Source organism: Leptospira dzoumogneensis (assembly GCF_004770895.1).
GTDB classification, from domain to species: Bacteria; Spirochaetota; Leptospiria; order Leptospirales; family Leptospiraceae; genus Leptospira_B; species Leptospira_B dzoumogneensis.
The window spans coordinates 45,494-57,695 of the sequence record NZ_RQHS01000012.1 but is presented as its reverse complement, the minus strand read 5'-3'; the positions used below and the strand labels follow the sequence as shown (position 1 = coordinate 57,695).

Here is a 12,202-nt window from a genome sequence, read left to right as displayed (position 1 = left end):
TTTCTTTTGTATACAGACTTAGAAAAGTGAACCGAGATTTCGGACTTCCTATTTGGAGATGAATAATGCGGACTTACATTTTTCGCCTAAAAGATTTTTGTTCTCTTGGAGGCAACGGATAACAGCTGTTCCTCGATTGGAGCAGTATTTTTCCTTATCTTCTTTGCAGGCTTCCATTCTAAGTTTTGCTTTTTCCCTGACTTCCTGTAGTAATTCTTTGCAGTCTTCGGAAAGATTTTCCTCATTCTTCTTTAAGCAAGAGAGAACATCTCCCTTGGGACTTTCCTTACAGTATTTTTCTTTATCAGCACGACATTGGTCGACGTGTGAGTGATTCGGTCCTTCTTCATGAGCGCTAACGGAAAAATTGAATAAGTAAAAAAGGCACAAATAAGCCGTAACTACTCTAATTCTGCCTTTATTTGAAGTTTCGAATAACATGATGACTAACCTCGATTGGAGACCTTAAGTCATTTTTGCTGGTTTCCTTTTTTCCGAAAGATAGAATTATATCTGAAGCGAAAAACCGAAGTCTAATAGATGTTAGAAAGAAGAAGGAGGGCAACGTAATTATTCGTCGGAACTGAGACAGAAAAACGTAAATGTTTCAGACTTCGATTAATAATAATGAATCGTACACAAACTTTCTATCATATGATATTTCTGTATGAGGACGAGGTCATGCTAACGGCTTCCTGTAGTCCTTCGAGGGACAAACTTTGGAAGAGCATTTGAGTCTCTAAGTTGCTTAGTATACTTTAAAGGAGGTTTTGCGAATCTCTTCTGCATAGCCCGGATCAGACGAATAAGCTTTTTGTTTTTTCCTACCGTAATTTGAAAAAGAGTTTCGGTATTGGTCCAGGTAAGGAACACTATCCACCGACTAAAAAATAAAATAACACCTGACGGTGCATTAGAAATCGCAAGGCAAGGATATGGATTACGAAAAGGAAAAAAAGAAACTCCTCTCTGCGAAAACGCCAGAGCAGTACATTGAATTTTCCATCAAATCAAAACTAGAAGGACCTAAGAAGTCCAGTATTACCACAGAATGGTTAAATAAATCCGGTTATACTATAGATGACATAAAATATGCAAGGAATAGGCATCCTTTTTGGAGAGAAAAAAGAAACAAAGGCTCTTACGAAAGAAACAGCCGTCGTCTAGAATACCATAACTACTATAAGACGGACGAAAAGATCGTTTGGGATGATGCCAAACTTTCCAAGTTTTACGACCTGAATCAGGAAGGAAATGCGGATCATGAACTGGCTAGACTTTTCAAAACTTCTATTCCTGCTGTGAACCATATTCGCAGAAAGTTCCGTTTTTCCACCATTCTACTAGAACTGGAAAAAAAGAAACCGAACAAAGCTGCGGTTATTAAACTAAGCGCTCATTCAGAATCTGTTCTGAAACGTTTGATTAAGGAAAAAGGAAAAAAATAAACTTCCTGCCCGTCGATCTTTCCGAAAGACGGGCCTTGTCAATAAATTTCAAGAGAGATCCTCCTAAAAGTCCTTCCTCAAAGACATATCTCTCCCCTATTTTATAAACTTTTACCGTACTTCATATTTTGGTAAAAAGTTGCGCGTCATCTGCCAGGAAGAATCTTGGAACTGATCGTCCATGTATAAACAAATCAGCCGCTTTTCCATTTTACTCGTTCTAGTGATTTTCACTTCTTCCGTACTTTCTGCAGGACCTGTACGTGAATTTTTAAGTTCCGACTCTAAGTCCAAAAAGAACCAAGAAGAGGAAGAAGGTCCTAAACCTTCCGCTCCTAAAAGAGAAATTCCTAGATCGGAAGAAACTTCTTCACCTTCTCCTAAGATAGAAGCAAAGGTTAAAAAAGAAAAAGAAGAATCTGTGGCTTCTGCGGAACCTTCTTCCCAAAAATCCAAAAGAGTACAGCGCAGGAAAAAAGGGAAAAACAAGGTCTCTAAAAAGGAAAAGCAGGAGATTAAAGAGAAGGAAAAAGAAACTGCCTCTAAGAAATACGAAAATTCTCTTCCTGGAGTTTCAGGACTTCCTCCTAAAACCGAATACGATACTAAAGACCCGAATACAAATGCGGAATTAGGCCATGGAAAAGGGATCCCTGTTTTATGTTATCATCACTTGGTTGGGAACCAGGATCCAATGGGTGGATATAATTTAGATCCCAGCCTTTTAGAAGAACAATTTAAGTATCTCAAGTCTTTAGGTTACCAGACTATCAGTCTGGACCAATTCTACCAATACCAACAGGGAAAGACCGGTTCCGATTTCCCTTCTCGTCCTGTTCTTTTAACTTTTGATGACGGGTCTTTAACTCACAGAGATGTGCTTGTTCCTTTATTGAAAAAATATGGGATGAGAGCTTCCGTTTTTATTTATCCAACCGTGATTTCCAATCCTAGATACAAATTTTATCTAAGCTGGGCCCAATTGAAAGAAGCTTTGGACAGTGGAGTTTTAGATATAGGCTCTCATACGGTATACCATCCTAAATTACCTGCAATGTCTAGAGCGGAGATCAGAAGCCAGCTCAAAGATTCCAAGGCAACTCTTGAGGCTAAAACCGGAAGAAAGATCCAGGACCTCGCTTATCCATTCGGATTATTCGACGTTCGAGTGATAGAAGAAGCAAAGGCCGCAGGTTATAGAATGGCATTCACTGTAAATCCTGGGAAGAACGTTCCCGGTACTTATGCTTATACGATCCATAGATCCTTGGTAACTTGGGGAATGTCCCAGTCCAGGTTCAATTCTATCTTAAGCGCTTCTCCGCCTGTTAAGATCCAACTAGGAGTCCTGGATGGTTCTTGGGTAAAACCAGGAGATACTTTTCCGGTTATAGTAGAAGGTCTAGACCCTAAGTCTGTGGCGATCAAGATCAGCGGCAAAGAAGGTATCGCCCAAAGAAAGTCGAATACAGAATATATCATTAGAATTCCTGAATTCAAAAAGACTACTTATCCGGCCATGACTGTGATTGGCAAAACTCCTTCCGGCAAAAGAAGTGAAACTCAATTTTTATTCGTAAATAGAAAAGAGTTTAAAAAAGACCCCGACTAAATACCTATTTCAGATAAATTTTTAGGTTTGCGGAAGTTCTAAAGTTATATTTTATCTAGAAGAACCGTCAAAATCGTATCGTTTCCGCGAAAGTTTTTTGACATCTCTAGGTAGGTAAGAATATTTTCGGTATGCCAAAAGATTCCGAGACATTCGAAAAGATCGAAACATCCAAGACTCGGAATCGCCTTCCTCTTGTTTTATGGACGGCGTTGCTTTCTCTCGCCCTCCCCTATTCTTATTTTGCGGACCCTGTTCGGGAACAGGGTCCTGTGCTTCATTTAGATTCTCATTCTGCCGGTAAAATCCCTCTTAGAGAAGAGATCTCTTATTTCAAAGATATGGAAGGAACACTTACCTGGGAGGATATCTCCGCTTCCGATTCGGAAGTTGAATTCAAAAAGAATACGGATAGAATGCCCAACTTCGGCTATGACCCTTCTCCTTATTGGCTTAAGTTCTCTGTAGAAGCGGAAGAATCTCTTTCGGAAGAACGTTTTCTTACCTTAGAATATCCTCATATAGATTATGTGGATGTGTATTGGAAAGATTCCAAAGGGAGAGAAGGTGAATTCCATACGGGAGACATGCTTCCATTCCGAGAAAGACCGATCGCAGAGAGATATTTCGTATTTCCTTTAACCTTAGAAGACAAGGGAAAGATAGAAGTGTTCATCCGAGTCAAGACGGAAGGATCTCTCACTCTTCCTCTTCATTTGGTTACCAAATCCAATCTGGAACATTCTTCCAGGATCTCATTACTTATAGACGGGATCTATTTCGGCGCACTGGGAGTGATGGTATTCTATAATTTTTTCTTATTTTTAGGGATCAGAGAGAAAACATATATATATTATGTAATTCTAATTTTTGCAGTGACCTACTTTTTGATCATGAGTTCAGGTTATGGATTCTGGTTTCTGGTCCCGAATTCCCCTAAATTTGTGAATTCTTCCTTTATCGTGGCAACATGTATCGCAATGATATTTTTGGGTCTATTTGCGGAGGAATATCTACAAACAAGGGATACTTATCCGATCCTGCATATATTCATCCGAGGGCTTACGATCGTATGGTCTATTCTTACGATCCTGCCTGTATTCATAGCCTTAAGATATCTAATGCCTTTTACTGCGATCCTTCCTATTTTGGAGATCTTGGTATTGATGATCATTTCGCTGGTACAGAGTGTTCGAAAGGATAGAAAGGCCAGGATCTTTTTAAGTGCATGGATATTCAGCTTACTAGGAGTATTCATATTCTCACTGAATAGGCTAGGGCTTTTTGATTCGGAAGAGATGGCTTCCGGAATGCTGAAGATAGGAGTTTTGAGTAACGTTATTCTTCTTTCTTTGGGACTTGTGGATAGGATCAATACCTTCCAGAAGGAAAAAGAGGAATATAAGGAAAGAGCGGATAAACTATTTGAACTTTCTCTAATGGATCCTTTAACGGGTGTCGCCAACAGAAGATTTTTCGATCAGGAATTGGAGCGAGAATGGAACCGATCCGTTAGGACGGAAAGACCACTTTCTCTTTTAATGATAGATGTGGACTTCTTCAAGGCGTATAACGATACCTACGGACATTTAAAAGGGGACCAAGTTCTTTTCCAAGTGGCCCAAGCATTAAAAGAATGTTTAAATCGTTCTTCCGATATGATCGCAAGATACGGAGGAGAGGAATTCTCCGTTATTCTTCCTGACACTCCTGTCGAAGGTGCCATTGTAGTTGCCTTGAACATGTTACAGACAGTCGAAGATATGGGGATACCTCATTCAGAGAGTACATTCACTAGAGTTACCGTTTCTATTGGTGTTTCCAGTAATACGGATCGTGATATCCATTCTTACCAAGAATTATTGGGATTAGCTGATAAAAACCTATACGATTCCAAAGCATTCGGTCGAAATCATATACGTCATTGATCCTTTCCGAAACAATCGTTCGAGAAAGACATTCGGGAAAATCATGAAAATTTAATTTTTCCTGGACCCTTGGCCTAGTTGGGATTAAAATCGGTCCCCGCATGGAACCTCTTAAACTCCCCTTCTTAAACTCTCAGACATTATATTGGACTTTAAAATCTTCTACGGATTCTTTTAAGGAACATCCTGCTCAATTTTTTAAACCGGATGGTAAAACTTATAAATCCTTAAATTTTAAAGAGCTGGGTGAACTAGTGACTAGGATCGGTTTGGGTCTTATATCCATTGGAGTCAAAAAAGGAGAGAATGTAGGTTTAATCGCAGATTCAGGACATCGTTGGATCTGGGCGAGTATGGGTATTACGAATATCGGAAGTGTGGATGTACCTAGAGGAACCGACTCCACACTCGAAGATCTGATCTATATTTTAAACCATTCCAAAGCGGAAGTTTGTTTTGCGGGAAATTCGGAAGTGGTCCGTAAGATCGGTTCTTCTTCCGCATCTTTTCCTCATTTAAAAACAGTCATTCTATTCGAATCTTCTCATCATTCCGAGCAAAGACATCTATTCAAACTTTTGCATCTAGATGATCTAATCTCTTCGGGAGACAGATGGATCCAAGAAAAAGGAGAATTAGAATTTCATTCTAGAGGAGAATCCATCCAAGAGTCCGATCTTGCAACTATCGTTTATACTTCCGGGACCACAGGTCGTCCTAAGGGAGTGATGCTGACTCATAGGAACATAGTGTTTAACGTGAATATGTCCTTGGCCTTGGACGATGTTCGCATCACTCCGGAAGACAGGACCATGGCCTATCTTCCTCCTTGGCATATCGCGGAAAGATTGATCGAGACTGCATGTGTCAGAGCAGGAGCCTCGGAAGCATTCACTTCAATTTCCAGTCTGGGACAGGATCTGCAGGATATCAAACCTACATTCCTTCTTTCAGTACCTAGAGTTTGGGAAAGTTTTTATAATAAGGTACAGGATAAACTGAAGGATGCTTCTCCCGTCGCTAAATTCATTTTCAAAAGTTTCCAGTCGGTAGCAGATTCTTATTATAAATATAAGAGCAGACTTTTTGGTCTGGAATTCGCTTTAAAACCTAGATCTTTTTTCGGAGAATTTTTCCATAGAATGAGCGGACTATTCGGCACACTCTTCTGGTTCGCACCGAATATATTAGCTCAATTACTTTTTTCTAAAATACGAAAAAGCCTGGGTGGAAAATTAAAATTCGCGATCTCAGGAGCAGGAGCACTTCCTGAGTATATAGATAGATTTTTTAATTCTATAGGAATTCCGATCTTAGAGGGATACGGAATGACCGAAACGAGCGGAGCTTCCACCAGAAGAAGATTAGATAAGATCACAGTTGGCACCTTGGGAAGGTGTATCCCAGGTGTGGAAATTAAGATCTTAAATGAGAAGGGAGAAGAGATACACGAACCCGGGGTAAAAGGGATCGCTTGGCATAAAGGCGGTCATATTATGCAGGGATACTATTTGGATCCTGAAAAAACTGCGGAGACCATGAAGGACGGCTGGCTGAATTCAGGGGACCTTCTTCTTTGGACCTCCCAAGGAGAGTTAAAATACGCGGGAAGAGCCAAGGACACGATCGTACTTTTAGGCGGAGAAAATTTGGAGCCGGAGCCTATCGAATTCGCTCTTACCCAAAGCGAGTTGATCCTGCAGGCAATGATAGTGGGCCACGACCAAAAAACGTTAAGCGCCCTTCTTGTCCCGGATTGGGAAGCATTAGACAAACAGTTACGGGATTGGAAATCCAAATTATTACAAGAAATCGCCGATCCGAATTCCGATCCTGACGTGAGAGAATTGTTCAAAAAGGAAATTAAAGAGAGAGTTTCCTCTAAAAACGGTTTTAAAAATTTCGAAAAAGTATCTAATTTTTACCTTCTTCCCAAAAAATTCGAACCTGGAGACGAGTTAACCATGACTATGAAGGTGAAGAGGAACGTCGTCTCGGATAAATATAAGAATCAAATAGATGAATTATTCAGATAAAACTCCATTCGGCGTAACGAATCCGAGTAAAGATCGAATCCAAGATAAAGGAGATTTTATGCCGGTTTTGACCCAAACAGTAAAGAATCGATTGTCCACGATACTTTCCGTTTTTTCGGCTCTTGTATTTTTGCAGACCTTATTTTTTAAATTCACCGGGCAGGATGAATCGGTTCATATCTTTTCCACTTTGGGAATAGAACCTTGGGGAAGGATCGGAACAGGATCGGTCGAATTTTTTGTAGCAGCACTTTTAATTTTCCCAGCATCCAGATTCGTAGGAGCCTTAGTCGGTTTCGGTTTGATGATAGGAGCGGTATTATCTCATCTTCTATTTTTAGGGATCGTAGTAGATGACGACGGGGGTTTATTATTCGCAATGGCAGTGAGCGTGCTCGTTTCCTGCATTATCATACTCAATCTAGAGTGGGACCACAGACCTCCCACCTAGTTCCAAATTTTTCGAAAATTCTTTCGAATTCTTATCTTTAAAAAAGGAACGACACCCTAAACCTAGGTTCCAATTTTGAAGATAAGAAAAATATGAAAGCCCGTTATTCATTTTTCACACTTCTATTCTTTCTATTTTCCCAATCAATCCACGCTGGATCTATTAAATCGGTCAAAAAGAAGAAGGTCCGTCAACGCCAAACGGAAAGCTCCGAAACGAATCCGAACCCGCAACAAGAATTACAAGAACATATATTGACTAGTATGGGATTCGGGAAAGGGCTCTCTTTCGAAACTTCCGATAAACAAAATTTCCTGAACATGAGAGTTCGTTTCCAGGAAAGAGCCGTGGAAACCATCGAGCAAGAAGAAGGAGAAAAACAAACGGAAGGTTTGGAATTCCAAGCCAGAAGGGCCAGGCTCGTTTTTTCCGGGAATTTTTTAGGCAAGGACTGGCAGTATTACGTTCAATTATCTTTTTCTAATTTAGATATGGAAAAAGACAGACCTGTTCCTTTAAGGGACGCTTCTCTATCTTATACAAAATTTAATAATGCGAATATCAAAGTCGGGCAAATGAAAGTGCCTTTTAATCGCCAAAGATTCATCTCCGACGGTTTACAGGAATTCGTAGATAGAACGGTTTCGAATGAAGAATTGAATCTGGACAGGGACGTGGGCGTTTTAGTCTCTTCTTCCAATCTATTCGGATGGAATTGTTTAGGATATTCCACGGGCGTTTTCGGCGGAGAAGGAAGAAATAGGAGCTCCAACTCAAGTGGAGTACTCACAAGCGGGAAACTTACCTATTATCCTTTGGGAGTTTTTTCAGATAATGGAGAACCGGATCTGGAACATTCTGAAAAGCCGAAACTTGCACTCTCAGTCGCTGCGGCGAATAATCAAAATACGAATAGAGAACTTTCCACCCATGGAGACACTTATCAATTTGCAAGATTCGATTACACAAATACAGGAGCAGAGTTCTTATTTAAATGGAAAGGTTTCTCCGCTTCCGGAGAATATCTGACCAGAAGAGCGAACTCCCCTTTTATGGAAAAAGAGATCGGGAATAGAACTCTAACCGAATATTCCAGATCCGTTAAGGGAGGATTTTTTCAATTAGGATATCTTTTTAAGAACAATCTAGGGGTCGCTCTTAGATATTCAGAATACAGGCCTTGGGGAAAAACGGATCCGAAACTTACTTATTCCAGAGAAAGAGGACTTGCGGTCTCCTATTATCTAAAGGATCATAATTTGAAAATACAGGCGGATTACGCTTATTTGGAAGGAGGATATGTGGACAGTCTGGGTTCTCATAGGATCCGAGCCCAGATACAAGTATTTTTATAAAAGCAGGAGTAAGCTTCGGAAAAAATGTAATCGTTTTTTCATCTCGGAAAGTTTTTAGAGAGACGATCCGAGCCTCGAATCCGTTGACATTCTTACAGGATTTCATCTTATGGAAGGAAGGTATCGTTCTGCTAGATGAAATTTCGAAGAGGAAGACTTTACGACGCGTTTTTCATTTCGGACATCCATTATCTTCTAAATAAGAAGATCAAATCCCACAAACACAAAGAGCTTTTTCAATTATTAGACCATCTGAACAAAAAAGAAGTCAGGTTCGATAATCTGTATCTGGTCGGCGATATTATCGAAAACTGGTTTTTCAGTGCGGACAGAAGGTTACAAAGAGTAAAAGGCAAAAAAAGATTTAATAAACTTTTTGAACGTCTGGATAGGCTTTCTTCCGGTAACGGGAGAAAATATTATATTGTAGGGAACCACGACACTACTTCTTACCTGATGAGGCTTACCCCCAAAGTAGAACATTATTTGATCGAAAGAGGCTGGATCATCTGCGAGAAGGCGGAAAATGAAACTCTGATCGCAATCCATGGCCACCAAGGCCAATACAATAAATTTACCTGGATGGGTTCCATTCTTGTATTAAGGATCCTTCACATATTCGCGTCCGCATTTCCGGGATTATTCAAATTTTCGGAGAATTTCTACCATAAACATCTGAACAGACAAGATCCAAGCACTGTCGAAGAAACATTACATTATTACCAAAAACTTTCCAAACTTACCCACCAAGATAAGAAGGTATTGATCTCGGGCCATACCCACGACTTTTTATGTATCCCTAAAATGAACATCATCAATACGGGGGACTGGGTGAAGAGTAATAGTTTTGTGATCCAAGACGGCAAAAAATTTTCCGGAATTCGGATGACTGCCAGAAAAGAATTCAAAAAAGAATTCGTCTTACATGTTTGATTGTTTTCTGATATTGCCGCATCACTCATAGCTTAGGATCCGAATCTCTAAAAACTAATTTGCAATTTCTTGCCTGTCGGCTATACTTCGGCGCATGTCCGAAGAACTATTGATAGAATATCTGAACTTGATAGATGAGCACGCTTGGCTTTTTTGGTCTGGAGTTGTTTTTCTTTTTTTACTCTGCGTTTTTATCCACGATATATTCCAGAAAAAACATACGATCAAACATAACTTTCCGATAGTTGGCCATATCAGATATCTATTCGAAAAAATAGGACCGGAACTCAGACAATACTGGGTGGCGAACGACAAAGAGGAGATGCCTTTTAACAGGGCGGAAAGATCCTGGGTATACGCCACAGCCAAAATGCAAAATAATAATTTCGGTTTCGGAACTACCGAATTATTATACGATGCGGGTTATCCTATCATCAAACATTCCGCCTTCCCTTTTTCCGACAGCAAAGCAAAGTTTATAGAAGGTGACAGTTCCATGATCCCTTCTCTCAAAGTAATGGGAGAATTCAGGAACAGAAAAAAATTATATAGACCCGCATCAGTTGTAAATATTTCCGCAATGTCTTACGGTTCATTGGGAGAAAGAGCGGTATCCTCATTGAACAAAGGAGCAAAAATCGCACGTTGTTATCATAATACGGGAGAAGGCGGGCTTTCTCCCTATCATAATTTCGGCGCGGATGTCGTATGGCAACTGGGCACAGGATATTTCGGTGCCAGGGATGAAAAAGGTAAATTTTCCTTAGATCATTTTTTAAAACGTTTAGATGCAAATCCGAACGTAAGAGCGATAGAGATCAAACTTTCTCAAGGGGCAAAACCCGGGAAAGGAGGGATCTTACCTGGAGCGAAAGTAACCAAAGAGATCGCGGAGATCAGAGGGATCAAACCCGGGCAAGACTGTATTTCGCCTAACGCACATACCGAGTTTGACGACGTAAAAAGCCTGATCGAATTTATAGAAAAATTAGCATCCGCTTCCGGGCTTCCTATAGGGATTAAAAGTGCAGTGGGAGAATCTAAATTTTGGGAGGAACTTGCGGGTAGAATGAAAGAAACAGGCCATGGACCTGACTTCATCACTATCGACGGAGGAGAAGGAGGAACAGGAGCGGCTCCATTAACTTTTACCGATCACGTTTCTCTTCCTTTTAAGGTGGGATTCGCTAGAGTATATAAGATTTTTCAAAAGTACGAGATTGCAGATAGAGTTGTTTGGATCGGCAGCGGAAAATTAGGTTTTCCGGACAGGGCCATAGTTGCATTCGCGATGGGTTGTGATCTCATCCACGTAGCAAGAGAGACTATGATGTCTATCGGTTGTATCCAAGCACAAAAATGTCATACTGGGCATTGTCCTGCGGGCGTGGCTACACAAAGTAAATGGTTACAAGCAGGTTTGGATGTGGATCTAAAAGCAAAACGTGCTGCAAACTATATCAAAGGGTTTAGAAAGGAATTATTATCCGTGGCCCATGCATGTGGATATGAACACCCTCTTCAATTTACAGGGAACGATATAGAGATCGGAGCGGGTCAAAATAGATTCAGGACCCTGACCGAAGTTTTGGAATACGAAAGAACTCCCGTAAAATTCAGCACTATGATGGATTACACGAGTAATATCACTGCACTCGGTTAGTTTTTAAATCGCTTGCATTAGGCCGGGTCCCTGTAAATATTTGCGGGACCCGAATGAAACTGATTTCATCCTTTTTCAAAAATTTCTGGAACTTTCTTCGTTCTCCTAAAGAAGAACTTCAAAAAAAAGCGCCCTTCCCCGGATATTCCATCTTATTTATCCAAACTTCTATCCCGATCTTGATCGGATATTTTTTCGCACACCTTTCTTTTAAAGCTCTAGGCTTGCAGTATGTGTTCTTAGGCGGATCCATTCTGAATATGATTACGAGAGTAATTGTACCTGATTTATTTTTCGGAACTTTATACGCTCTGCTCTTTACTACAATTTATCTGGGTGCCGGAACAGGAATACTTTTGGGAATTTCTAAAATTTTCTCTTATCCATTCGATACAAATAGAGGATTAGAATTGAGTTCCAAACTTTCTAATTCTTTTTTGATCTTGGGACTTCTAATATTCTTCGGATTTACCGGGATTTTTGGATCTATCATATATTTGATATTCTTTATATACTTTTCCTTCTTAGTTATTTTAGTCCTATTTTATGGAATAGAAGCAGGACAAAGGATCAGTATTATTTCAGGCCTGATCATAGGACTGATCTCTTACGGGATATTTTTCCTAAAAGATGATACACAAATGGACAATCTAACCCTCCCCGCCCAGCCGGAAACGATGACTCCGGAAGAGGAAAGGGAGAAGATACAAGAAGCAGAAGATGTAATCCGAAAATTAGAAGAAGCCCGTAAAGAAAAGGGCTATGACAACTAGTAT

10 protein-coding genes are annotated in these 12,202 nt (G+C 40.2%); 9 read left to right on the top strand and 1 reads right to left on the bottom strand.

Features of this window, described 5'->3' with window-relative positions; genetic code table 11:
- Positions 1–48 precede the first annotated feature (48 nt).
- Positions 49–441 carry a hypothetical protein gene (locus tag EHR06_RS08095; protein ID WP_135756531.1) on the bottom strand — a complete coding sequence of 131 codons (393 nt, stop codon included), beginning with the start codon at positions 439–441 and terminating at the stop codon, positions 49–51.
- Between the two features lie 494 nt (positions 442–935).
- Between EHR06_RS08095 and EHR06_RS08090 the strand changes: the two genes are divergently transcribed.
- From EHR06_RS08090 to EHR06_RS08050, 9 genes are all read left to right on the top strand, one after another.
- Positions 936–1,448 carry an LB099 family protein gene (locus EHR06_RS08090; protein ID WP_135756530.1) on the top strand — a complete coding sequence of 171 codons (513 nt, stop codon included), beginning with the start codon at positions 936–938 and terminating at the stop codon, positions 1,446–1,448.
- Between the two features lie 181 nt (positions 1,449–1,629).
- Positions 1,630–3,060, top strand: a complete 1,431-nt coding sequence (locus tag EHR06_RS08085; protein ID WP_135756529.1) for a polysaccharide deacetylase family protein — start codon at positions 1,630–1,632, stop codon at positions 3,058–3,060.
- Between the two features lie 131 nt (positions 3,061–3,191).
- Positions 3,192–4,988: a sensor domain-containing diguanylate cyclase gene (locus EHR06_RS08080; RefSeq protein WP_135756528.1), complete on the top strand. Its 1,797-nt coding sequence runs from the start codon at positions 3,192–3,194 to the stop codon at positions 4,986–4,988.
- 101 nt (positions 4,989–5,089) lie between these two features.
- Positions 5,090–7,024, top strand: coding sequence for an AMP-dependent synthetase/ligase (locus EHR06_RS08075; protein WP_135756527.1), 1,935 nt, complete (start codon positions 5,090–5,092; stop codon positions 7,022–7,024).
- Positions 7,025–7,082: 58 nt separating this feature from the next.
- Positions 7,083–7,475: a DoxX family protein gene (locus EHR06_RS08070; RefSeq protein ID WP_207797613.1), complete on the top strand. Its 393-nt coding sequence runs from the start codon at positions 7,083–7,085 to the stop codon at positions 7,473–7,475.
- A 92-nt stretch (positions 7,476–7,567) separates the two neighbouring features.
- Positions 7,568–8,830: a porin gene (locus tag EHR06_RS08065; protein ID WP_135756525.1), complete on the top strand. Its 1,263-nt coding sequence runs from the start codon at positions 7,568–7,570 to the stop codon at positions 8,828–8,830.
- Between the two features lie 135 nt (positions 8,831–8,965).
- Positions 8,966–9,763, top strand: coding sequence for a UDP-2,3-diacylglucosamine diphosphatase (locus EHR06_RS08060; RefSeq protein WP_135756524.1), 798 nt, complete (start codon positions 8,966–8,968; stop codon positions 9,761–9,763).
- Positions 9,764–9,857: 94 nt separating this feature from the next.
- A complete protein-coding gene (locus tag EHR06_RS08055; RefSeq protein ID WP_135756523.1) occupies positions 9,858–11,426 on the top strand; it encodes an FMN-binding glutamate synthase family protein in 1,569 nt (522 codons plus the stop codon).
- A gap of 53 nt (positions 11,427–11,479) precedes the next feature.
- Positions 11,480–12,199 carry a hypothetical protein gene (locus tag EHR06_RS08050; protein ID WP_135756522.1) on the top strand — a complete coding sequence of 240 codons (720 nt, stop codon included), beginning with the start codon at positions 11,480–11,482 and terminating at the stop codon, positions 12,197–12,199.
- Positions 12,200–12,202 lie beyond the last annotated feature (3 nt).

Excerpts from the sequence above, each read along its gene's own strand:
- EHR06_RS08095 (WP_135756531.1), bottom strand. The coding sequence starts at position 441 with ATGTTATTCGAAACTTCAAATAAAGGCAGAATTAGAGTAGTTACGGCT.
- EHR06_RS08090 (WP_135756530.1), top strand. The coding sequence starts at position 936 with ATGGATTACGAAAAGGAAAAAAAGAAACTCCTCTCTGCGAAAACGCCA.
- EHR06_RS08085 (WP_135756529.1), top strand. The coding sequence starts at position 1,630 with ATGTATAAACAAATCAGCCGCTTTTCCATTTTACTCGTTCTAGTGATT.
- EHR06_RS08080 (WP_135756528.1), top strand. The coding sequence starts at position 3,192 with ATGCCAAAAGATTCCGAGACATTCGAAAAGATCGAAACATCCAAGACT.
- EHR06_RS08075 (WP_135756527.1), top strand. The coding sequence starts at position 5,090 with ATGGAACCTCTTAAACTCCCCTTCTTAAACTCTCAGACATTATATTGG.
- EHR06_RS08070 (WP_207797613.1), top strand. The coding sequence starts at position 7,083 with ATGCCGGTTTTGACCCAAACAGTAAAGAATCGATTGTCCACGATACTT.
- EHR06_RS08065 (WP_135756525.1), top strand. The coding sequence starts at position 7,568 with ATGAAAGCCCGTTATTCATTTTTCACACTTCTATTCTTTCTATTTTCC.
- EHR06_RS08060 (WP_135756524.1), top strand. The coding sequence starts at position 8,966 with ATGAAATTTCGAAGAGGAAGACTTTACGACGCGTTTTTCATTTCGGAC.
- EHR06_RS08055 (WP_135756523.1), top strand. The coding sequence starts at position 9,858 with ATGTCCGAAGAACTATTGATAGAATATCTGAACTTGATAGATGAGCAC.
- EHR06_RS08050 (WP_135756522.1), top strand. The coding sequence starts at position 11,480 with ATGAAACTGATTTCATCCTTTTTCAAAAATTTCTGGAACTTTCTTCGT.